This is a genomic window from Blautia massiliensis (ex Durand et al. 2017), from assembly GCF_051861785.1.
GTDB lineage: Bacteria > Bacillota > Clostridia > Lachnospirales > Lachnospiraceae > Blautia_A > Blautia_A luti_A.
This window is the reverse complement of sequence record NZ_CP146725.1, coordinates 2,640,698-2,664,601: the sequence shown is the minus strand read 5'-3', so window position 1 is coordinate 2,664,601 and position 23,904 is coordinate 2,640,698. Positions and strand designations below refer to the sequence as shown.

Sequence of the window (23,904 nt, the reverse complement as noted above, 5' to 3'; positions counted from 1 at the left end):
GTATCCCGCCTTTAGTCTTCTTCATCATAAGTTACCTTGTGAAGTTCTCCCTCCACAAGTTCTGTATACATTTTTCCATCCAGATGGTCAATCTCATGACAGAACGCTCTTGCCAGAAGACCCTCTCCCTCGTAGATCTGTTCGTCCATATTTACATCAAGTGCTTTTACCTTCACATAGTTCGGACGTGTTACCTGTCCTGCCATTCCCGGAACGCTCAGGCATCCCTCGTCACCGGTCTGCTCGCCGCTTGTCTCAAGGATCTCCGGATTGATCAGCACGATCGGGCCCTCACCTACATCGATGACAACGATGCGTTTCAGGATTCCTACCTGTGGTGCAGCGAGGCCAACACCCATTGCATCATACATGGTATCCAGCATATCTGTGATCAGTTCCCCGATCCTCGGTGTCATTTTGTCTACTGTCCGGGATTTTTTTGTCAGTACAGAATCCCCCTGTACACGGATTGTTCTAAGTGCCATTTTTCTTCTCCTTTAATTCATATCAAATTGAATGTATATTTTCCGGAATCCGGAATTTATCTCTATATATTTCTCCAGCTTCTCTCTGACTGCTGTGAGAAAGCAGATATCCCTGTGCTTCAGACGGATCACCTGACGATAAACATCCTTTACCTTACCTACCGATGCAGCTGCAGGTCCGATCATGTGAAGCTCTTCCTTCGGACCTACCCTGCGGATGAAAACTTCTATATAATACATGGCATTTTTCAGAAGTTCTTCATCCTGGCAGGCGCCAAAAACAGTCATCATATGGGCTGCCGGCGGATAGTCCAGAAGCATCCGATACCCCATTTCTTCTTTATAAAATTTCTTATAATCCTGAATAGCCGCAGCCTGGATGCTGTAATGCTCCGGCTGATATGTCTGGATCACCGCCTGCCCCGGCCGATTCCCTCTGCCGGAACGTCCAACTGCCTGAGTCAGAAGCTGGAATGTACGCTCCCCGCAGTGATAATCATCCATATTCAGCGAAAGATCTGCTGCAATCACTCCTACCAGAGTCACATTCGGAAAATCATGTCCCTTGACGATCATCTGGGTCCCCACCAGAATATCTGCCTCATGCTTTGCAAAAGAAGCCAGGATCTTCTCATAGCTGTCCTTGGTCCTTGTGGTATCAAAATCCATTCGAAGTACCCTGGCTTTCGGGAATTCTTTTTCAATGACCTTCTCGATCTGCTGGGTTCCGGCCTTAAATCCACCAATGTGCGGTGAACCACAGGACGGACAGATTTCCGGTTTCACAGTCTCATAGCCGCAATAATGACAGATCAGACGATTGCCATTGTGTTCACTTAGAGATACATCACAGTGGGGACATTTCATAACGTGACCGCAGGCTCTGCAGGAAACAAAGCCCGCATATCCTCTCCGGTTCAGAAACAGCATGGCCTGTTCTCTTCTTTCAAGGACCTGCTCCAGATCCCTCTTCAGCTCCAGACTCAGTACCGAGCGGTTCCCCTTCTTTAATTCTTCCCGAAGATCCACGATTGATACCTGTGGAAGCGGCCTTTCCTCATAACGTGCGTTTAACTTTACCAGAAGATATTCTCCGTCACAGGCATGACTGTAGGCTTCCAATGACGGAGTGGCTGATCCCATGACCACACGGGCATGTTCCATCCGTGCCCTCTCAATGGCAGTCTCACGTGCATGGTACCTTGGCGTATTCTCACTTTTGTAGGTGGGTTCATGCTCTTCGTCGATAACGATCAGTCCCAGATCTGAAAACGGTGTGAACAGTGCGGATCGGGGTCCTACCATTACCTGGATCTCACCACGTTTTGCTCTTTTGAACTGATCATAGCGTTCTCCCTGGGAAAGTCTGGAGTTCAGAACCGAAACCTTATCTCCGAACATGGCATAAAAGCGCCTGACTGTCTGATAAGTAAGCGCGATCTCAGGGATCAGCACGATCGCCTGCTTTCCCTCCTCCAGTACCTTCTGGATCAGACGCATATAAACCTGGGTCTTTCCGCTTCCGGTCACTCCGAAAAGAAGTGCAGGTCTTGGGTCCGGCTCCTGCCATTCCCGAAAGATCTGCTCTGCCGCCAAAAGCTGTTCCTGGTTCAGACTCAGCTCCATGTTCTCCTTCACCAGGCCGAGCCCCTCGGGAATGCGATACATTTCCTGACTTTCAATAGTTATCAGACCTTTTTTTTCAAAAAAATCAAGAACGGAAATGCCGGCCCCAAGCTCTTTGGAGGCATAGGTATAATCCAGGCTCCCGGCCTCCAGGATTGCCCGAAGGAACCGCTCACGTGCTTTAAAGCGGCTGCCTTCCAGCTTGCCAAGAAGTGCCTGCCCCTCTTCCTTTTTCCCTGTAAAAAGGATCAGTCTTTTCTCTTTTGCACGGACCTTGTCTTTTACAGGCAGAACTGTTTTCAGTGCCTGGATCATGGTGGAGCCATAGGTCTCCTTCATCCAGGCCGCAAGTGCGATCAGCCGGGATTCTGTTGTCTCACTGTCTGTGGACACTCCCCGGATCTCCTTGAGCTTTGACGCATCATATTTTGCCGTTCCGGAGATCCCGGTCACATAGCCTTTCCGAAGGGTATTTCCCTTTCCGAAGGGCACTGTGACCACAACTCCGGGTTTTATTGCCTGCACCAGCTCCTCAGGTACACGATACTGAAAATCCCGGTCCAGCTTTTCATGAGAAATATCAATGATCACATCTGCATAGATCATCCATTTACGCTTTCTGATCTTCTTCCAGGATCTCCCGGATCAGTACACGCTCATCCATGGGATATTTCTTACCCTTGATCTCCTGATAATCCTCATGACCCTTTCCGGCAAGGACGATGATATCTCCCGGCTCACCGTGATGGATCGCGTAGGCGATCGCCTCTTTACGATCCGGGATCTCTACATATTTTCCATCTGTTTTTGCCATTCCGATCTTGATATCATTGATGATGGTCTGTGGATCCTCATCTCGCGGATTATCTGAAGTAATGATGGTCAGATCTGCCATCTTTCCTGAAACCTCACCCATCTCATAACGGCGCAGCTTGGAACGGTTTCCGCCACAGCCAAACAGGCATACCAGTCTGTGCGGATCATATTCCTTCAGTGTTCCGAGAAGGCTCTCCAGCGCCATGGCATTATGTGCGTAATCGATCATCAGTGTGAATTCGTCAGATACCTTGATCATCTCAATACGGCCTTTGACCCTGGCCACCTTCAGAGCTTTGATGATATTCTCCTCGGATACCTTAAAATGGCGGCAGATGGCAATGGCAGTCAGAGAATTGTAAATGCTGAACTTACCTGGAATATCGATCTCCACAGGAAAATCCATAAGTCCCTTAACATGATAGGAAATTCCCAGATAGCCCTTTCTTCCAACGAGTCTGGCGTCCTCTGCACGGAGATCTGCTTTTTCGGAAAATCCATAGGTTTCAAGTTTACAGGTGTGGCCTTCGATAATGCGGTCAAAGTGTTCATCGTCACGATTTACGATACCAACCTTACACTGTCTGAGAAGCATGGATTTGCAATGCAGATAATCATCAAAGTCCTTGTGCTCATTCGGTCCGATATGATCTGGTTCAATATTTGTGAAAATTCCAAAATCAAACACAAATCCCTGGGTCCTGTGAAGCATCAGTCCCTGTGAGGAAACCTCCATAACGACCGCATCGCAGCCTGCTTCTACCATATCGTGAAAATATTTCTGTACCATATAGGATTCCGGTGTCGTGTTGGCTGCCGGGATATGCTTCTCCCCGATAACAGCCTCGATGGTTCCGATCAGACCAACCTTATATCCGGCATTCTCAAGGATTGATTTCACCATATAGGTTGTAGTTGTTTTTCCTTTGGTTCCGGTGATACCGATGGTTTTGAGCTTTTCTGCCGGATGTCCGAACCATGCTGCTGAAATAAAGGCCATGGCGTAACGGGTATCCTCTACCTGGATCACTGTCACATCCTCCGGTGCCTCCACCGCTTCTTCCACGATGAGTGTCTTCGCACCCTTTGCCACAACATCAGGTATAAATTTATGTCCATCCACGACCGCACCTCTGATGCAGATAAAAAGGCTCCCTTCTTCTACTTTGCGGGAATCATATACAACAGAAGAAACCTCCTGCTCTGTACTTCCCTGAAGGCATTTGTATTCAAGATGTTCCAATAAGGATAAAAGATTCATTTTTCTCCTCCATCTTCCCTTTTTCCGGTCTGACGGGCAGCACACCGGAGGCGGGAAATATACTGTTCTTGTTTTCTGTACATACCATATAGAATAGCACACCTCCCCCCTGTTTTCAACGTTTCTTTGAGGTACGGCCGCCTTGTAAAATATCAGCTTGTTACTGTTCACTCCGTTCTCAGTAACATCAGCTTTTTCCATAAATATCCGCATATTTTTTCCGGAGCCAGATGCCGCCCAGCACAGTCACCAAAGCTGTCACTGCCAGAAGCGTCCACAGATCCGCCCTTGTATCATCCCCGGTCTTCGGATGTGTGGACGCAGTTCTTGCCATCTGTATCTGACCGGAAGCCGGACCCTGGTCATCTCCCTGCAAAGGCAGCCCTTCTTCCGGCGTAATACCCACCTCTCCTTTTACCATGACAGAAGCGGAGGCCTCCATCAATCGCTCTCCGGTTTCCTGGCTTGTGACCGTCACCTGGTTAAAAAGCTTCTGATCCGCTGTTTTTTCCGGGATCTTCACCACGGCCTGAAGAGAAACTGCCTCTCCCGGCGGAATCTGTTGGATCATTGCCTTTGTACGGCTGCTGTTGAGCGTTACACCTTCCTGCTCCAGAAACTGTGCATGGATCCCAGCCGCCTGAAAGCGCTCCGTTCCCACAACCGAATGAAGCGTTTTTTCACCGGTATTCACGATACATATCTGATAGGTCACAGTCTCACCCGGTGCAGCGGTTTCTTTGTCTGCAGTTTTCTTTACAGAAAGATCCGCCTTCAGTGCCTCCAGACCGTTTATAGTGGAAGCGTTCTTCCGGATCACCTCCTCCACTCTGTCCTTCACCCTGGCCTCTGCTTCCACCTGGTGCTCCAGATCTTTTTCCTGTTCATCCAGAAGCGGCGCCTGTACATAAAAGCTCCTTCGCTCTCCGGCTTTTAATTCTGCAAATTCCGCCACAGCCCCTTCTGTTAGAAGGCCTTCTGCATCTTCCCACAGCTGCCGGATCTTAGGGCAGGAAAGGCTGCTGGTCAGACGGATATCTGCAAGATCCAGCTTTCCGGTATTAGCTATCTCCACCTGATAACGGATGGTCTGCCCTGCTTTCATTTTTTCATTCTGTGCAATTACCGACAATTCCATATCAGCCTCAGCAGCCTCCACGTCCAGCATAGGCGAGATTCCCTCTGCGATCACCAGCTCTTCCCCGTTTTCTTCTGTCATGAGAAAGGTTCCCGCACCGGTACAGTCCTTCTGAAGCGGTTCCTCCTGAGTCACAGGATAACTGCTTTTCTCTGCCGGAAAACGGTATTCCTGCCGCAGAATCAGCGGGATACGGAAAAAGATCTCATCCTGCCCGTTCTGCTCCACGTTCAGCACGCTTTCCAGCTTTGTGATCTCTGTAGCTTCACCGCTCTGGCTCCTTACAGAAATCTGCTGTGCAGCCATATTTTTCGGGACAGAATCCGTTTCCGGAACAAAATACTCCGAAATATACGTGACCAGCGTCAGCTTTTGCGTCTCCTCAGACTCACCTTCCTCTTCATTCCCTACATTTTCCCCTCCGGGCGACGTTCCTTCCGGTGTGAGCGGACCCGTTTTCTCCTGCTCTTCATCCTCCGGCTGTACTGTTTCCCCGGATGCCAGCTGCTCCACGTGCTCATATGCTTCCTCCATTTCTATTCCGATTCCTTCCACAACCTTATCCACCGGCAATTCCTGTTCTGTCTTTTCTTCCTGCTGCAAGTCATCCTCCGGCAACTCCTGTTCTGACTCCTTTTCCTGCTGCAAATCATCCTCTGACAGCTCCTGCTCTGGCTCTTCTTCCTGCTGCAAGTCATCCTCCGGTAGCTCCTGTTCTATCTCTTCTTCCTGTTCCACCGATGGATCTTCAATCTTCTGAAGTTCATCGTCCCACTTCTCATTTTTCTCCTTATCCTCCGAAAACCTTCTCCCGGACAGCCATTCATTCAGGCCGCGAATCCGGATCCCAAGCTCCGCCTGTCCGGATTCTATGTCTTTCCAGAACACACTCTGATCGATAAACGGTGCCTGTCCCGGCAAAAAATCTGCTCCCAGAGTCAGCTCCGGTTCTATTGTTCCTCCCAGTATGGCTCCTGCCAGCACTGTCACAATTCCGGCTTTCTTCATCTGTTTCCATATTCTGTTTTTCATGTCTCTTCCTCATTTCTGCCTGATCTGGCATTTCTTATACACATGTTTTTTTACAGAAGCTTACTTTTTCACAGACAAAGGCATCCCTCCCCGGCAAATGGTGCATGATCAATATTTTTTTCGATAAAATAAAATGGATTTCTGCATCGAAACGATGCGTGAACAGATCCCGCAGAATGCAGGATCAAGACTTTTTCAATGTATCACATTTTCAGACCATGCGCAACCGGATATAAAAATTATAAAGTTTGTTTAAACTTTCTTTATAAATTTTCCATTTCTTTTAGATTAACGACATATTTTAAACATATTTTCTCTATATAATAGGTGTTGGATAGATGAAAAACCACTCTCTATCTCCCCCCTCAAAAAATAGTAGGAATCAAACCGTCTGACTGGATCAGGCGGTTTTTCCTGTCTCGGAAAACACTCGATTTTCTATTGCATTTCCCACATAGGTCTTTTATAATAAAATATAATACTCGTGCATCGTTTTCGATGTACTCGTTACTGAATACAGTAACTGATTTCATTCCAATTTTTAAGAGAAACGAGGTATTTCCTATGAGCGAAAAAACCGTAGTAGTTGCATTAGGCCACCGGGCACTTGGCACCACACTTCCAGAGCAGAAAACAGCCACAAAACTCGCAGCGAAGGTAATCGCAGATCTGGTAGAGGAGGGAACCCGCGTAGTGATCTCCCACAGCAACGGTCCGCAGGTAGGGATGATCCACACCGCAATGAATGAATTCGGTAAGGCACATCCTGATTATACATTTGCACCAATGTCCGTATGTTCCGCCATGAGCCAGGGTTATATCGGCTATGACCTTCAGAACGCCATCCGTGCTGAGCTTATCTCCAGAGGGATCTACAAACCGGTCAGCACAGTTCTGACACAGGTTGTCATCGATCCATACGATGAAGCATTTGCAGAGCCGGAGAAGATCATTGGACGTGTTCTTAACGCAGAAGAGGCCGAGGCTGAAGAAGAAAAAGGAAACTTTGTCACAAAGGTGGGCGAGGGCCAGTACAGACGTATCCTTGCAGCACCGAAGCCACAGAAGATCGTAGAGATTGAAACCGTAAAGGTCCTCTCTGCAGCAGAGCAGATCGTCATTGCCGCAGGCGGCGGCGGAATCCCGGTTCTTGAGCAGGGAACTCAGCTGAATGGTGCCAGCGCCATCATCGAGAAAGACCTGGCAGCAGGACTTCTTGCAGAAGAACTGAACGCTGACACTCTGATGATCCTTACAAGCGTCGAGAAAGTAAGCCTTGACCATAATACGGATCACGAATCTTATCTGGATACTATTTCCACAGAAGATGCCAAGAAATATATTGCCGGCAAACAGTTTGCGGCAGGCTCCATGCTTCCTAAGATCGAAGCAGGTGTTTCCTTCGTGGAGAAGGGAACCGGACGCCGTGCCATCATCACAGACATGGCCCATGCAAAAGACGGCTACCGTGAGAAGACCGGAACTATCATTAAATAATCATTTTACGGACTCGGAATACAAAGTGAACTATAAAGCTTCACTTTACATAAAAATATCCCGCAGACGGCTGCTGGTCTTACCGGCAGCTCTGCGGGATATTTTTATACTGTCTGGCTGTCCGATCACTGTTCCACAGTTGATCGGACAACCAGCATTTACATAGATTTTCGCTCAGCGATCTCAGCCATCTTCGCCTCATTCAGGCGGGTATCTCCATGGACACGGCTGTAGGAAAGATATCCGTTCATACGGTCGATCTTGGTCAGGTTTCTGGAACCGCAGACAGGGCATACATCCATCTCCAGTTCCTCATGACCACAATCGTCACAGTATGCAAGAGAAAGGTTCACTCCTTCATAATATCCCAGATCCATGGCTCTGCGGATCAGTGTACGGATAGCTTCCTTATTGTAGCCGATCGGATAACGTACATACTGAATCTTACCGCCATTGCAGAGCTCCCAGAAACGTCCCTCCAGATCCTGTTTCTCGATCGGAGTCACATCCTCTGTTACATGGCAGTGGAAGCTGTTGCTCACATATGGTCTGTCAGAAACGCCCTCAATGATTCCATACATCTTACGGAACTGCTCTACCTGCAGGCCACAAAGACTCTCTGCCGGTGTTCCGTAGATCGCATAAAGATAGCCATCTTCCTTCTTGTACTGATTTACCTTGTCATTGATATATTTCAGGACCTCCAGAGCAAACGCCCCATCCTCGGCAATGGATTTGCCATTGTAAAGTTCCTGAAGCTCATTTAACGCTGTGATACCGAAGGAAGCTGTCATAGGCTTCAGGATCTTGCCAATCTTTTCATTCGGTTTCAGATGTCCGCCGTAGAAACCGCCTTCACAGTATGCAAGCGGGTTGGTGGATGCACGCATCTGTCCCAGATATTCGTAAGTGCGGATATGCAGGTTACGGATCATTTCCAGATAGAAATCCAGAACCTCATAAAAATCTCTGCTCTCCGCTCTGGCCTTTGCAAGGATCATCGGAAGATGAAGGCTTACCGCACCAATGTTAAAACGTCCCACAAAAACAGGCGTATCATTCTCATCCGCCGGCTCCATACCGCCACGCTCATACCACGGACTTAAGAAAGCACGGCATCCCATCGGGCTGATGACCTTCTTGTATTTCCTGTACATACTGGAAATATAGCCTGCGCCGGACATAGACAGCCAGTCCGGATACATGGTTTTGGAGGAACACTCCACACCAGCCTCAAAAATATCCTCACAGCACTTTCCGGGACCATGGATCTCTTTGTCATAAAGGAATACGATCTTCGGGAAAAGTACCGGTTTCTTGTGTCCGGCCTTACCCTGTCCTCCCTGATGGACCTCAAGAAGGGAAATCGTACACATCTTCTCAAACTGCTCGGTTCCGAGACCAAGTGTCACCGTAACAAACGGATAATCACCTCTGGAAGAACCGACGGTATTCAGCTTGTACTCAATTCCCTGCCAGCCCTGGTCATAATCCCTGCGGACCTTATCAAGAGCATACTCAATAGCTCTCTCTTCACGGCCACTCCAGCTCTCATCCGAGTATTTCATAAATTCGGAAATATATTTATCATAGCTCTTCTTTGCATACGGTGCCAGGATCTTATCAACCTCCGGCACTGTAAAGCCACCATACTGCTGTGCTGCTGTACTGAGAATGATATCCCCCATAACATCAAAGGCTGTATCCAGAGTCTTCGGCTCGTTATACCAGACATTGCCCATCTCAAAACCGCCACTTAAAACAGCTGCCACATCGAACAGACAGCAATTCATGGTATCCAGGCGTGCAGACTGGTCATGAATATAAATGTAGCCGTCCTTACATGCCTGAAGCTCATTACGGTTCATAAAAAACTTCCGATAGAGTTCCTTGTTCAGCTCATTAAAGATCAGGCTTCGTTTCGTGGCAACAAGGGCGCTGTCTGTATTGGCATTACTTTTATCACCGATATAACGGATCGCCTGACTCTTGGTATAGACATCATCCATCATATGGATAAAATCCAGCTTGTAATTCCGATAATCACGGTAGCTCTTGGCAACTGCCGGATTCACACGCTCCAGAGCCCCCTCCACGATGTTGTGCATCTCCTGGATCTCGATCTCATTCTTTCCAAGGGAATCCGCATGCTCCTGGGCAAAACGGCAGATAAAATCCTTCTCCTCGTCTGAAAAAGTATAAAGAATACGCTCTGCGGATTTGTTCACGGCAGCCACGATCTTCTGCGGATTAAACTCCTCTCTTGTCCCGTCTTTCTTGATCACATATAACATTGCTCATCCCTCCCTGTGCTATATATAAGTCGCTACGCAAAATACTATATATAGTACCTATATCCTCTATATATTGTTTTTCATCTATATGTTGTGCTAGGCATGAGTATAACACAGCTGAAGAGAAAAGAAAAGGGATATTTCTGTATACACGAAAATACAGACTCTTAGCACTGCCTGATCTCACTGCAGAAATATTCTCACAAATTCGTTCCGATCCAGTCTGCAAGAAAATCCCATAATTTCGGAAGCAGAATGGCCAGTGTCACTATAAACCATATGATCCAGCCTGCCCCACTGCTTTTCTGATCTTTTTTTTGCTGTTTTTTTCCCTGATCTAAAACTTCTGCACGATTTCTGCCCACCGTTGTTTTATTCCTGGTATTAACCGCCGCTGCAGTCTTACGTCCGGCTGCTGCACCTGTATTCCGGCTTCCGGTTAGATTCCGATTCAAATCGGTATTGCGGCTTGCATTTGTATTCCGGTTTATGTTTGTATTCCGGTTTGCGTTCGTATTCCGGTTTGCGTTCGTATTCCGGTTTGCGTTCGTATTCCGGTTTGCGTTCGTATTCCGGTTTACGTTCGTATTCCGGTTTACGTTCGTATTCCGGTTTACGTTTCCGTTACGTTGTGTTGTTTGATCAGCATCCTGTCCATACTGCCGCATCATATCCCGCACTTTGGCGGAAGCATGTTTATAATGTATCTCCCGGGGCTCATTCAGATGATATAACACCTCATCATTTCTGTAAGGCATCCCACATAATGAACACCTGCCATTTACAACCTTACCCCCACAAACCTGACACCTTTGACCTGCCATAAACTCCCTCCATTCTATCCGTCAAAACGGATATTTATATTTCCGTCGTAAACATAAGCATTCTCTTTTTCAGTATATCACACCAGGCATTTAATACCCAGTATTTTTCTACGATACCCCCAAAAGACTTCCCCTCTCATTATATTGCCACTCCACCCATTTTCTGCTATAATACCCCACAGAGCAATAAGCCTAAAAATCATCAGGAGGAGCCGATAATGAATACAATCACAATCCCCGCAACCTATCATGCAGACCTGAACCTCCATGACACACAGATTGCGATCAAAACAGTAAAAGATTTCTTCCAGCAGACACTCTCCCAGAAGCTGAACCTTCTTCGAGTATCCGCTCCAACATTTGTAGCACCGGAATCCGGCCTTAACGACAACCTTAATGGTGTAGAGCGCCCGGTAAGCTTTGATATCAAGGCTATCGAAGGAAGCAACGCCGAGATCGTACACTCCCTTGCCAAATGGAAACGCTTCGCACTGAAAAAATACGGATTTTCTCACGGAGAAGGTCTTTACACAGATATGGTAGCCATCCGCCGGGATGAAGATCTGGACAATATCCACTCTGTTTACGTAGACCAGTGGGACTGGGAAAAGATCATCTCCAAAGAAGAACGTTCCATGGAGACTCTCAAGGAAACCGTACGCACCATTTACAGTGTCCTTCGTAAAACTGAGAAATACATGGCTGTACAGTATGACTACATCGAGGAGATCCTTCCAAAGGATATCTTCTTTATCACAACTCAGGAGCTTCTTGACATGTATCCGGACTGCACACCGAAGGAACGTGAATATCGGATCACCCGCGAAAAGGGCGCTGTCTTCCTTATGAAAGTCGGCAAAACCCTCACCAACGGCGAGCGCCACGACGGACGTGCCCCGGACTATGATGACTGGGAACTGAACGGTGATATCCTCGTATACTATCCGGTACTTGACATTGCCCTTGAGCTTTCCTCAATGGGAATCCGTGTTGACGAGGACGCACTTGACCGCCAGCTTACCGAAGCAGGCTGTGATGACCGAAGAGAGCTTCCATTCCAGAAAGCAATCCTGAACAAAGAGCTTCCGTACACCATCGGCGGTGGTATCGGACAGTCCAGGATCTGTATGTTCTTCCTTCGTAAAGCACACATCGGAGAAGTACATGTCTCTCTCTGGCCGAAGGAGATCACAGATGCTGCAGAGACACACGGACTTCAGCTTCTCTAAAAACAGCTTACAGATTTATTTATAATTTTTGCGGAAATGAGGTAATAACGTGAACATTCTGTTTTTTCTGATTCCCAAAAGCGAAGTAGCCTACATCTTTGAGGATGAAACGCTTCGCCAGACCCTCGAAAAAATGGAGCACCGCAAGTACTCCTGCATTCCTATCCTCACCATGGACGGCAAATATCTCGGCACCATCTCAGAGGGCGATCTCCTCTGGGGCATGCGCCGTGCAGATATTCACGACATCAAGGAAACAGAGGGAATCCCGATCATGGCGATCCCACGCCGCGCCACCTACAAACCGGTCCATGCAGATTCCAATATGGAAGATCTCCTGGATCGCGCCATTAATCAGAACTTCGTGCCGGTGGTAGATGACCAGGGCTCCTTCATCGGGATCATAACCAGAAAATCTATCATCAAATACTGTTACAACGAAATAAAAGCCGCACAGAAAACTGCCGGTGAAGAAATCCACTGAGCAGCGGAAAGAAAAAGGATGGCTTCCGTTCCTGCACAGGTAGGAATCGGAAGCCATCCTTTTTTGATCCGGCAGTTGTATTCCGGATTTTTATTTTATTTTTTCGCGGATCATACTCAGTGCATCTTCATCTGCCACAACCGTGAGATCCGGGTGAAGCTGCAGGATAGATGCCGGAACCTTCGGTGTGATCGGTCCGTACAGGGAATTATACAGGGCTTCTGCCTTGGATGTTCCCGTTGCCACAAGAAGGATCTTTTTTGCAGCCATGATATTCCCGATTCCCATAGTGTAGGCCTGTTTCGGGACCTCATCCATGCTTTCAAAAAACCTTGAATTGGCTCTGATGGTACTTTCTGTCAGATCCACACAATGGGTTTCTTTTTCAAAGGCATCTCCTGGTTCATTGAAGCCGATGTGTCCGTTCCCGCCGATACCAAGCAGCTGCATATCCACACCTCCGGTTTGCCGGATGATTTCGTTATACTGTGCACATGCCTTATCGCTGTCCTCTTCCAGTCCGTCAGGCACAAAGGTACGTGCTTTGTCAATATTTACATGGTTAAAGAGATTCTGATCCATAAAATAGCGATAGCTCTGGTCATTGTCGCCGGAAAGTCCCTTGTACTCATCCAAATTCACGCTTGTCACCCTGGAAAAATCCAGATCTCCTTTTTTGTACCATTCTAACAGCTGTGTATACATGCCCACCGGTGTGGAGCCGGTGGCAAGCCCGAGAACTGCATCCGGTTTCATGATAATTTGTGCAGACATGATATTAGCTGCTTTTCTGCTTACATCCTGATAATCCTTCCCTGTATAAATAATCATAGTTTTTTCCTCAGCTCTTATTCTGCGATCAGTTTATCCAGAAGATCCTTGGCCATGCGGATATCTTTTTTCTGTTCCTCACCGGAGATCTCACGCTCAATGGTAATATCTCCCTGATAACCGATCTCTTTCAGCTTTGCAATAAATGCAGGATAATTTACTTTACCCTGGCCAAGGGGAACCTCGTCACCCAGATGATGTCCGTCTGTGGGATATTTTCCGTCTTTTCCGTGAATTCCCATGACATACTCGCCGAAAACCTCCAGAGCATCTACCGGATTTGCCTTTCCGTACATGATCAGATTTGCAGGATCGAGGTTGATTCCCACATTTCCTTTTCCGACAGCTTTCTCAATATCCTGGATCGCACGCTTTAATGTTACAGGAGTCTCTTGTCCTGTTTCGAACAGGAAGTTCTGACCGTTTTCCTTGCATTTTTCCACAATAGCCTTACATGCAACCAATACTTCCTCGTATTTCGGGTCGTATGGATTTTCCGGCATATAGCCAACGTGTGTTGCCAGGTCTGTCACATGGATCTTTTTCGCAAAGTCAGAACCTTCCATAAGCATCTTCAGTCTCTCAACTCTGTAATCAGACGGGATCAGGCCAAGTGTCAGCTGTCCTTCATAGAAATCCCATACTCTGCGACCTTCCCATCCGCACCAGAATGCGGTTGCGTGGATCCCGTATTTCTCCAGACCTTTATTAATGGCCTCTGCCATAGCATCATCCTGAAGTGTCGGACGATCCCAGCATACCAGCTGGCAGCTGTCCACACCCATTTCCTTCAGCTCAGCAAATTTTGCATCAATATCTGTATTGCTTGTAAATTCGATCAAAACTCCAACTTTCATAGGTTCTGTTCTCCTTCCAGTATTATCTCATATTATACTACTTATACCACCAAGATCAGCCTTTTACCGCGCCGGCAGTAATACCACCTACAATATGCTTCTGCATCACAACAAAGAAGATAAGACTCGGTATCATGGACATTACGATTCCGGGAAGTGCATGCTCCCAGTCTGCTGTCTGTGCGGAAAACTGCATGTACAGTGCATTCTGGATATTCATTGCCACTGTGTTTCCGCCAACGATCAGCTGGTTGGTGATGATATCATTCCATGTTGCCAGTGCATCCAAAACAACGACCGTCGTGAGGATCGGTTTCAGAAGCGGAAGTACTATGCTGAAATAGGTGCGGATCTTACCTGCGCCGTCAATACATGCACACTCTTCCAGATCGATAGGAACATTTTTTACAAATCCATGGATCATGTATACTGCCAGAGGCATACATAAGCCCACACTTACCAGAATATATCCGGTTCTTGTTCCAGTCAGTTTCACGTTGGAAACCAGTCTTGTCAAGGTGATCATGTAAGACTGGAACGGAACCATCATCGGCATGATGATCAGAACAAAGCATATTTTGCTAAGTCTGCTTTTTGTTCTTGCGAGCTTATAGGCTGCCATCGGCGCCATAAGCACTACCAGGATGACAGTGCAGAATGTATAAAGCAATGTATTAAAGATCAGAGACGGGAAACCGAATTTCGTCCAGGTCTCAACATACATCTTCAGGCTCCAGGACTTAGGCAGAGCCAGGAAGTCCTGCAGCATATCATTGTAGGGTTTAAATGAGTTTATAAAGATCAATACCAGCGGCATCAGCCAGAAGATCGCACATACAAAAATAATGATCGTCAGTGCATTCACCTGCCGCAGGTTCTTTGGTTTCTTCTTCATTATGCCTCAACCTCCTTACTCTTGGTAATCTTCATCTGAATTGCAGTGATGATCAGAACAAATACTACAAATACAAGAGATTTGGCAGTAGCAAGACCATATTTGCTATTAACAAAAGCTTCCTTATAAATATTATACGCAACGGAAACAGTTGAATTCGCAGGTCCGCCCTTTGTAAATACCATGATAATATCGAATAATTTAAATGCAAATGTCATTGATGTCAGCATACAGATCGAGATCGCAGGCATGATCATCGGAATTGTGATCTTGCGGAATACCTGGAAAGAGGTTGCTCCGTCGATCCTTGCCGCTTCCAGAAGCTCTACCGGAACTGCAATGATTCCTGCGATATAATTGACCATGTAAAAGCCAAGATTCTGCCATACTGCCATGACAACAACTACATAAAAAGCAAGCTTCGGTGTTCCAAGCCAGCTCCAGTTAAAAAATTCCCATCCTGTAACACTGTAAAGAGCCTCAAAACCAGGTCCCAGGATAAATTTCCAGATCAGACTGATCGCTGTCAGACTGATGATATAAGGAATATAATAAAAGGCACGGCCAAGACTGTTCACTTTGTTCTCACGTGCCATTACGATAGCAACTGTAAGCGAAACGATGTTTACGATAACAACATAAAATACTGCAAATTTAAGAGTAAATCTGACACCTTTCCAGAAAAGCGGGTCAGCAGTAAAGATCTTTACATAGTTGGCAAGTCCTACAAATTCCATGTTCTTGCCGATTCCATTCCAGTTAAATACCGAGTAATACAGATTCATCACAAATGGAATATCTGTGGCAAACAGTACAAAAGCGACGGTGGGAAAGACAAACAATGCAAAAATTGCCAGATCCTTCGTTTTTTTGTTTTTCAATCCTATCCCCTCCAGAAATTCATTTTTTCTTTGGTTTATATCGGGGAAACAGGCAAAGCTGCTGCCTGTCTCCCTCTTTTGTCAGTTACATTCCGTCAGCCCAAAATCAACAAATCTGTTTCTCTTCGGCTCCTGGAGTTCCTTGTTACTCTGCAGATGTCCAGAAATCCTGGAAGAGCTGTGTTACTTCATCTGCGCTCATGTCCCCAAGCATGTAGGACTGGAGATACGGACCACACTCATCTGTGTAGCTGCCAGGAGCAATTGTATGGATCCAGCCGTTTGTCTTTCCAGCATCGATATAGGTCTTGGCATCATTTGCAAGAGCGCCGGTCACTTCCATATCAGACTTTGCACCAGGAACAGCTCCTACACCTTCTGCCATCCATTTCTGGCCTTCTTCGGATGTAAGGATAAACTCACAATACTCTTTTGCAAGATCCAGATTCTTGGAATCTTTATTTACAATATAAGTCCAGTTACAGGAGGATAATACAGTTGCATCATCTTCACCGGCGCCTACCGGGAATGGAAGAAATGCAAGATTTGCATCCGGATTAAAGGAATCCAGTGTAGACTGGCACCAGTCACCCATATGAATCATAGCAGCTTCGCCGTTTGCAAGCATATTCTCTGATGTCTCCCAGTCAACCTCAAGTGGCTTGTCCGGACCATACTCTACAGCAAGATCAAGAAACTTGTAAAGATTCTCCCAGTTAGGCATATCTGCAAATGCTGTCTCACCGGATTTGATCGCATCTACTGTCTCGGCAGCTGTTTTGTCTTTGTCGATCATGAAATGTGTTGCAACCTGTCCTAATACCCATGTTTCCTTTGCAGCAAGTGCAAACGGAGTGATGCCTGCATCCTTCAGCTTCTTGCATGCCTCTTCCAGCTCATCCATGTTTGTCGGAAGCTTATCGATACCAGCTTTCTCAAAGCAGTCCTTGTTGTAGATCAGGCCCATGTTCTCATAGGTCCATGGAAGAGATTTTACATTTCCCTCATCATCTTTTCCAAGGTCTACAGCGTCCTCATTGAATTTGTCCAGAACCTCTGTATCATTGCTCCAGTCGTAAGCGTAATCATAGTACATTTTCGCTTTTGTTCCGGCCTCAGCATCAAATACGTCCGGTGTATCACCGGAGTTTACTCTTGACTGAAGCAGTGTGTCGTAATCGTTGGCCGCATGCTGTACATCAACAGTCACACCCGGATGTGATTCCTCGAAGGCTTTTACCATCTCGTCATATTCATCCAGACCATAAGCATGTGCATCAAATACATTCAGTGTTACATTTTCCTCAGCATGTGCAGTTACCCCTCCTGCAACTACCATTGATGAGATCATTGCTGCTGATAACAGAATAGAAATCACTCTTTTTTTCATTTGCATATCCTCCTTTTGAATAGCTTTTTTATTTTTTCTCACTGTCTTTCAGTGAAAATTTCATTATTTGTTTTCGTGTGCGTTTACATACTCTTTTGCCGCATTCCACTCTTTAATCCCAAGCTGTACGGATCTTGCTCCTTCGATCAGAGGTGCAACCTCTACAGGTTTATCTTCTCTGACGCATTCCTGGAAATATTTGATCTCTGTATAATATGGTCCCAGATTGGAAACATTGATCCCTGCCACATCACTTTCGCCTTCATATTCAGCTTTAAGTTCCGGCGTCTCCACAGTTCCGTCTTTCTTATATACTGTCAGGCTCGGTGACTGGGCACCGTTAAATTCTATCGTAGCATCCTCAAAATGTGCACGGAACGCTGCATGGAACTTCATTGCCGGCGACTCATCCCAAATACCCTCTGCTGTAGCAAAAACATCTCCGAATTCATACTCCGTGATGATATGATTGATCATGCCACTTTCAAATCTGCTGGCTTTTACCTGGAAGCTGTCCGGCTCCCCCAGCATATAACGCAGGAAATCAAGATCATGCACGTGAAGGTCCAGCACAACGGAACCACTCTTTTCTTCCTTATGGAACCAGTCCTCAAATCCCCATTTCACATCTCCGCTGATACGTTCCATAGTAATGGATTTCAACTTTCCAAATTTTTCTGTGTCGTAAGCTTCCTTCAGATATTTATATTCCTCAAAGGAACGTACTACCTGGCCTACCATAACCTTCTTTCCGGATCTTTTTTCTGCTTCAAGAAGCATCTGGCAATCCTCTTCAGTCAGACATACCGGTTTTTCAACCAATACATTCATTCCCTTTTCCAGCGCCTTCACTGCATGTTCTGCATGCAGATAGCTTGGAAGACAGATATGTACAATATCCAGCTGTTCCTTTTCAAGCAGTTCCATTCCATATTCATACGTGGCAGCTTCCGGAAAATATGATGCCGCCTTGTCCAGAAATTCTTTTCTGCAGTCAGACAGGGCAACTACCTCAACATCATCCTCTTTTTCTGATAAGACTTTCAGGGATAAGTAATGAGTCGTTCCCATTCCGCCGCATCCAATCACGCCTATTCTCATCTCTCTACCTCTCTTTATTTGTCCAGTGGCCTAACTAATATTCCAAAAAATAAAAGCTTTCTGCAGAAACATCTGTGTTTCTTGCCATAAGCTCTCTTTTTTGCTGCTCTTAGCTTGGATTTAGAATAGCACCCTTTGCCGTATCTGTCAACATTCTTTCCTGCTTTTTCGCCATTTAATGTGCATTTCTTGTATAATTAACAATATTTCTTGGTTTATTTATGCATTTTTCACATATAAAGTCAATTACTCCTTTCGCCGTACTATTTATTCCAGTTCTTCTGCAAATCCTCGATGAAAATATCTGTGTTATATTGTATTTTCTTTGTAATTGTCAGTTTCTTTTGTCTTTCCTTTCATGATAATCACTATTTTCTTTGTACAGCCACATGTTGATTATTTTCTGCATCTATGATAGGATATATTTAGTACGGAGACTTTACCATTTTTTCGGTACCGTTTATTTTTAAAGGATTGGAGATGAAAAGAAACTATGAAACTTGTCAATCAGCAGGTTATTAAGAACACGAATATGAAACGGCTCTATACTTCCATCTATTCCAGTCCCGGAATATCCAGAGCACACCTTGCCAAACAGACGAAGCTCAGCAAGACAACCGTATCTACTCTTGTAGACGAACTGATCGAAAGGGAATTCATCGTGGACAGCGGTATCGGAGAATCCGACAGCATCGGACGTAAGCCGAACTGTCTTCAGGTACGGATGAACAGCTACTACATCGTTGTCATGAACTGGCATGAGAATACTGTAGAGGCTTATCTGGTAGACATTGCCGGCACTTCCGTCTTTCACGAAGCACGAAAGCTTTCCGAAGATGAAAATCACGTTGCATGCTCCTGCTCCTGTTTCCGGGAATCCATTCTGGAACACTGTGCTCCTGATCGTATCCTTGGCATCTGTGTAGTAATGTCTGCCATGATCGATGCCTCCAGCAATGAAGTATATTCCACGACCCTGAATCTGCCTTCCATGGAAAGCACTCAGATCATTAAATCTCTGAAAACTGCATTCCCGGGATACCCGGTAGATCTTCTCAATGATACTGCCTGCTATTCCTATGCAGAAAAGGTCTATGGCAATATAAAAGAGAAAAATTTTGCCTTTCTCAATTTCGGCCGCGGCATCGGTGCCACCCTTTTCACAGAAGGGAGTATGCTCGGAACTGCCAGCGGTTCCTTTACCCAGTTCGGCCATTATTCCATTGATCCTCACGGTCCGGAATGTATCTGCGGAAATCACGGATGTCTGGAAGTTATGATCTCGGAGCAGGCTCTGAAAAACAGGATCCCGGAATTCGGACAGATTCCATCCTTAAGCGCACTTTCAGAAATCACCTTCTCAGATCTGGGAAAGGCTGCCACCTTCCGCGATCCAACCGCTCTTGCTATGGTAAAGGAGATGGCATGGGAGCTGTCCATCGCCCTGAGTAATCTGATCAGTACCGTAAATCCATCTCTGATCGTTCTTGGCGGAAAGATTCCGGATCTTGGCGAATATTTTCTCAATGAAGTACGGGAAGACCTGAAAAAAACCGGGTTCCGCAGGATGGTAGATAACGTGACTGTCCGTTACTCCCAGCTCCAGAGTGATTCGTTCCTGAACGGAGCCATGAAATACTTTTTTGATATCCACTATTCTTTTACAAATCAGGATCCGACGAATTTTTTTATCGGATGATATAAGGAGGAAGCCATGAAAAAACTGAAAGCTGCTATTGTAGGCTGCGGCCGTATTTCCGTCTCTTATGCGGATGCATTCCATCGTCTCAGCGATGAAGTAGAATTAGTATATGCCGTTGACAAAGATCCAGCTTTTGCCAAAGCCTTTGCAGAGGAATTTAACTGTTCCTGGACTACGGACTTTGATGAGATCCTGGATAAGGATATTGATGTGGTACATCTCTGTCTGCCGCATTTCCTGCACCCGGTCATGGCCATCAAAGCCATGAAAGCCGGCATTAACGTCCTTACCGAAAAGCCCATTGCCACCTGTCTTCAGGATGCAGACCGAATGATCCGTACCGCCGAAGAAACTCATGTAAAGCTGGGCGTTATCTTCCAGACACGTTACACAAAAAGTGTGGAAAAGCTCCGCGAAATGATCCAGCGGGGTGATTTCGGAAAAATCCTTACCGCCCGTTCCTATCTGACCTGGAACCGTCCGCTCGACTATTACAGTGGAAGTGACTGGAAGGGAACATGGGACAAAGAGGGCGGCGGTGTTCTCATCGACCAGGCGATCCACAGCATTGATCGTGTTCGATATATGCTGGATTCCGATGTGGAATGGATCGACGGAAGTGTCCATAATTATGTCCACCATTTTGTAAAGGTAGAGGATGCCGCAGACGCTGCTATCATGTTCAAAAACGGCTGTCTTTATAATCTATATGCATGCAACATTTACGGAGCCGATTCCCCGATCAATATTGAACTGATCGGAGAAAAAGGACGCCTGGGTCTTAAGCAGGACATGGGCTATTACGAGCTGGACGGCACCTATGCCGAGATCCGAAACACTTATGAGACCACAAATGTGGGCCCTGATTACTGGGGAAGCAGCCATCACCTGCAGATCCGTGACTTCTATCGTTCCGTCCGTGAGGATCTTCCCGTTGCCATCGATGGACTGGAAGGCAGAAAAACCCTGGAAATGGTAAAAGGAATCTACCTTTCCTCTGCCAGAAGAGAACGCATCTCTCTCCCCTTTGAGGATGTAACCTACAGTGATCTGAACCAGCCGGTGAAATAACTACGTCACTATTCTGTAACTATAAAAAACGGATGCTTTATCTCCTGCAGCATTTCCACAGGGGGATAAAGCATCCGTTTTTAATATTCTTATATTTATAATGTCTTTATAATGTCTTTGAAAGAAACTCACGAAGTCTCTTATTCTTTGGATTTGCAAAGAATTCCTTAGGAGAATTTTCCTCCTGGATCTTTCCTTCATCAATGAAGAGGACTCTGGTTGCCACCTCGCGGGCAAAGCCCATCTCATGAGTTACCACAACCATGGTCATGCCGGATCTTGCAAGCTCCTGCATCAGTTCCAGGACCTCTCCTACCATCTCCGGATCAAGAGCAGATGTAGGCTCATCAAACAGCATCACGTCCGGGTTCATGGCAAGAGATCTTGCAATGGCGATACGCTGCTTCTGACCGCCGGAAAGCATGTCCGGATAGGAATCTGCCTTATCCGGAAGACCTACTCGCTCCAGAAGCTCCAGTGCCGTTTTTTCAGCCTCTTCCTTACTCATAAGCTTCAGTGTCACCGGTGCGAGCATGATGTTCTCTTTTACTGTCTTATGAGGAAACAGATTGAACTGCTGGAATACCATTCCGATCTTCTGGCGATGACGGTTGATATCCACCTTTGGATCTGTGATGTCGGTTCCCTCAAAGAGGATTTTTCCCCCGGTTGGCTCCTCAAGGAGATTCAGAGAACGGAGAAATGTGGATTTACCACATCCGGATGGTCCGATGATGGCTACTACTTCACCTCTGCGGATCTGTGTGGTGATCCCGTTGAGAACCTGATTGCCGCCATAGGCCTTTTCAAGTCCCTGTACATCCAGAAGCACTTCATTACTTACGCTCATTGGTTCTCAGCCTCCTTTCAAGTCTTCCTACCAGATAGGTAAGGAAACAAACGATCACAAGATAGATCGCAGCTACTGCCAGCAGCGGGAACAATGCACTGTAGGTCTGGCTTCGGATAATATCGCCGCCACGGGTCAGATCCATAAGTCCGATATAACCACTGATGGAAGTCTCCTTCAAAAGTACGATCAGCTCGTTTCCCAGAGCAGGCAGGATGTTCTTGACCGCCTGTGGAAGAATGATCTTGGTCATAGTCTGTGTATAGTTAAGGCCCAAGCTCCGTCCTGCCTCAAACTGTCCCTGGTCAATAGACATGATACCGGAGCGGACGATCTCAGCCACGTATGCAGCAGAGTTCATACCAAAGGCAATAATGGCAACGACCATCTTACCTGGATCTACGGTTGCAAAAATAACATAATATACGATCAGCAGCTGTACCATCGTTGGTGTACCGCGGATCACGGTCAGATAAACACGACAGATCACATTAAGGATCTTAAGCTTACCTGTCTTATCATGTGTGGAACGGACAATAGCAATGACAAATCCCAGAAAAATACCAAGAAGTACGGCAAAAAATGTAATGATAATGGTATTTTTCAGACCGGATAAAATGAACTGCCAGCGATTGTCGTCCAGAAAGTTAAACTGAAACTGTTCAATAAGACTCAAAATTTCCACCCTTTCCAAAACTACAGGTTCCGAAATCCGGAAAACATACCCGGATATCCGGAACCTGATCATTCGCTACTGAACCCTGCAACGGATATCGGTTTCTCAGCTTATCCGTTCAGAATCCTCTGATTTCTCTGTACAAAATTATTTCTTTACGATAACAACCTGCTCTGCAGTTGTGTACGGATCAGTGAAATCAACGCTCTTTTTACGATCCTCTGTTACTGTCATTCCTGCAGCACCGAAATCAGCTTTTCCGGATTTAACAGCATTTACGATCGCATCAAACTCCATATCCTCAATCTTCAGCTCATATCCAAGCTTGTCGCAGACAGCCTGAGCAATATCAGCATCGATACCTACGATCTTATCTCCGTCATAGTATTCGTATGGCTGGAAGGTTGCGTTTGTTGCCATGGTAAGAGTTCCTTTGGAGTGATCTGCATCCTTAGGAGTCTCATATGGTGTCTTACCTGCATCATCACCGATATAGTTATCTCTGATGGAATCCAGAGTTCCGTCATCCTTCAGCTCCTTCAGAGCCTCGTTAAACTCTTTGGTAAGGTCTGCATTATCTTTGGAAAGACAGATCGCATACTCCTCTTTGTCAAAAACGCCCTCAACGATCTCAAGATCATCATTTTTCTCAACAAATTTCTTAGCAGGCTCGCTGTCGATCACTACACAGTCAACCTTGCCCTGTTTCAGAGCCATAACAGCATCGTTACCTTTGTTGTATCTCTCTACTGTTGCGTCTTTAACCTCTGTAGCGTCTGCATCACCGGTTGTTCCAAGCTGAACACCGATCTTCTTACCCTCCAGATCATCTGCGCTCTTGATCTCATCTGCTGCAAAAACAGCGGATGTCATAGAAACTGTCATAGCTGCTGCAAGTGCAAGTGCCATAAATTTTCTCTTCATTTTTTCTTCCTCCTGAATTCTATGTACTTTACGTTAACTG

The 23,904-nt window shown here is 46.2% G+C and carries 20 protein-coding genes; 5 read left to right on the top strand and 15 right to left on the bottom strand.

Annotated elements, in window-relative coordinates:
* Positions 1-11: 11 nt before the first annotated feature.
* The 4 genes from def to V9W66_RS12555 all read right to left on the bottom strand — a co-directional run bounded on the left by def (position 12) and on the right by V9W66_RS12555 (position 6,358).
* Positions 12-485 carry a peptide deformylase gene (gene def / locus V9W66_RS12570; protein ID WP_022426881.1) on the bottom strand — a complete coding sequence of 158 codons (474 nt, stop codon included), beginning with the start codon at positions 483-485 and terminating at the stop codon, positions 12-14.
* Positions 486-497: 12 nt separating this feature from the next.
* Positions 498-2,717, bottom strand: a complete 2,220-nt coding sequence (gene priA, locus V9W66_RS12565) for a replication restart helicase PriA (protein ID WP_144093737.1) — start codon at positions 2,715-2,717, stop codon at positions 498-500.
* Positions 2,718-2,721: 4 nt separating this feature from the next.
* On the bottom strand, positions 2,722-4,188 hold the full coding sequence (locus tag V9W66_RS12560) for a UDP-N-acetylmuramoyl-L-alanyl-D-glutamate--2,6-diaminopimelate ligase (RefSeq protein ID WP_144093736.1): 1,467 nt from the start codon (positions 4,186-4,188) through the stop codon (positions 2,722-2,724).
* 187 nt (positions 4,189-4,375) lie between these two features.
* Entirely contained in the window at positions 4,376-6,358 is a 1,983-nt protein-coding gene (locus V9W66_RS12555; protein WP_144093735.1) for a DUF7507 domain-containing protein, read from the bottom strand.
* A 564-nt stretch (positions 6,359-6,922) separates the two neighbouring features.
* Here V9W66_RS12555 and arcC point away from each other — a divergent pair.
* Positions 6,923-7,855 carry a carbamate kinase gene (gene arcC / locus V9W66_RS12550; RefSeq protein ID WP_144093734.1) on the top strand — a complete coding sequence of 311 codons (933 nt, stop codon included), beginning with the start codon at positions 6,923-6,925 and terminating at the stop codon, positions 7,853-7,855.
* A 158-nt stretch (positions 7,856-8,013) separates the two neighbouring features.
* Here arcC and nrdD read toward each other — a convergent pair whose 3' ends face one another.
* Both nrdD and V9W66_RS12540 read right to left on the bottom strand, forming a co-directional pair.
* On the bottom strand, positions 8,014-10,149 hold the full coding sequence (nrdD, locus tag V9W66_RS12545; protein ID WP_015526126.1) for an anaerobic ribonucleoside-triphosphate reductase: 2,136 nt from the start codon (positions 10,147-10,149) through the stop codon (positions 8,014-8,016).
* Between the two features lie 200 nt (positions 10,150-10,349).
* Complete coding sequence (locus V9W66_RS12540) at positions 10,350-10,973, bottom strand: hypothetical protein (protein ID WP_144093733.1); 624 nt, start codon at positions 10,971-10,973, stop codon at positions 10,350-10,352.
* Positions 10,974-11,191: 218 nt separating this feature from the next.
* Between V9W66_RS12540 and asnA the strand changes: the two genes are divergently transcribed.
* Together asnA and V9W66_RS12530 are read left to right on the top strand one after the other, a co-directional pair.
* On the top strand, positions 11,192-12,202 hold the full coding sequence (gene asnA / locus V9W66_RS12535; RefSeq protein ID WP_144093732.1) for an aspartate--ammonia ligase: 1,011 nt from the start codon (positions 11,192-11,194) through the stop codon (positions 12,200-12,202).
* 49 nt (positions 12,203-12,251) lie between these two features.
* A complete protein-coding gene (locus tag V9W66_RS12530) occupies positions 12,252-12,686 on the top strand; it encodes a CBS domain-containing protein (RefSeq protein WP_021651604.1) in 435 nt (144 codons plus the stop codon).
* A 90-nt stretch (positions 12,687-12,776) separates the two neighbouring features.
* Here V9W66_RS12530 and nagB read toward each other — a convergent pair whose 3' ends face one another.
* The 6 genes from nagB to V9W66_RS12500 all read right to left on the bottom strand — a co-directional run bounded on the left by nagB (position 12,777) and on the right by V9W66_RS12500 (position 18,641).
* Entirely contained in the window at positions 12,777-13,517 is a 741-nt protein-coding gene (gene nagB, locus V9W66_RS12525) for a glucosamine-6-phosphate deaminase (protein WP_144093731.1), read from the bottom strand.
* A gap of 17 nt (positions 13,518-13,534) precedes the next feature.
* Positions 13,535-14,374: a sugar phosphate isomerase/epimerase family protein gene (locus V9W66_RS12520; RefSeq protein WP_144100597.1), complete on the bottom strand. Its 840-nt coding sequence runs from the start codon at positions 14,372-14,374 to the stop codon at positions 13,535-13,537.
* Between the two features lie 55 nt (positions 14,375-14,429).
* The gene (locus V9W66_RS12515; protein WP_144093729.1) at positions 14,430-15,269 is read right to left on the bottom strand and encodes a carbohydrate ABC transporter permease; all 840 of its coding nucleotides are present in this window, start codon (positions 15,267-15,269) and stop codon (positions 14,430-14,432) included.
* Positions 15,269-16,150, bottom strand: a complete 882-nt coding sequence (locus V9W66_RS12510) for a carbohydrate ABC transporter permease (protein ID WP_186292819.1) — start codon at positions 16,148-16,150, stop codon at positions 15,269-15,271. The genes V9W66_RS12515 and V9W66_RS12510 overlap by 1 nt, the downstream gene beginning before the upstream one ends.
* A 145-nt stretch (positions 16,151-16,295) precedes the next feature.
* Positions 16,296-17,540, bottom strand: a complete 1,245-nt coding sequence (locus V9W66_RS12505; protein WP_243121648.1) for an ABC transporter substrate-binding protein — start codon at positions 17,538-17,540, stop codon at positions 16,296-16,298.
* A 63-nt stretch (positions 17,541-17,603) separates the two neighbouring features.
* The gene (locus V9W66_RS12500; RefSeq protein ID WP_144093726.1) at positions 17,604-18,641 is read right to left on the bottom strand and encodes a Gfo/Idh/MocA family protein; all 1,038 of its coding nucleotides are present in this window, start codon (positions 18,639-18,641) and stop codon (positions 17,604-17,606) included.
* Between the two features lie 493 nt (positions 18,642-19,134).
* Between V9W66_RS12500 and V9W66_RS12495 the strand changes: the two genes are divergently transcribed.
* Positions 19,135-20,340: an ROK family transcriptional regulator gene (locus V9W66_RS12495; protein WP_144093725.1), complete on the top strand. Its 1,206-nt coding sequence runs from the start codon at positions 19,135-19,137 to the stop codon at positions 20,338-20,340.
* Between the two features lie 15 nt (positions 20,341-20,355).
* Complete coding sequence (locus V9W66_RS12490; RefSeq protein ID WP_144093724.1) at positions 20,356-21,414, top strand: Gfo/Idh/MocA family protein; 1,059 nt, start codon at positions 20,356-20,358, stop codon at positions 21,412-21,414.
* A gap of 106 nt (positions 21,415-21,520) precedes the next feature.
* Here V9W66_RS12490 and V9W66_RS12485 read toward each other — a convergent pair whose 3' ends face one another.
* From V9W66_RS12485 to V9W66_RS12475, 3 genes are all read right to left on the bottom strand, one after another.
* Positions 21,521-22,264, bottom strand: a complete 744-nt coding sequence (locus tag V9W66_RS12485) for an amino acid ABC transporter ATP-binding protein (protein WP_144093723.1) — start codon at positions 22,262-22,264, stop codon at positions 21,521-21,523.
* Positions 22,251-22,940 (bottom strand): amino acid ABC transporter permease, encoded by a 690-nt coding sequence (locus tag V9W66_RS12480; protein WP_243121647.1) that lies wholly within the window; start codon positions 22,938-22,940, stop codon positions 22,251-22,253. Before V9W66_RS12480 ends, V9W66_RS12485 begins: the two co-directional genes overlap by 14 nt.
* A gap of 147 nt (positions 22,941-23,087) precedes the next feature.
* Positions 23,088-23,864: a transporter substrate-binding domain-containing protein gene (locus tag V9W66_RS12475; RefSeq protein WP_144093721.1), complete on the bottom strand. Its 777-nt coding sequence runs from the start codon at positions 23,862-23,864 to the stop codon at positions 23,088-23,090.
* Positions 23,865-23,904 lie beyond the last annotated feature (40 nt).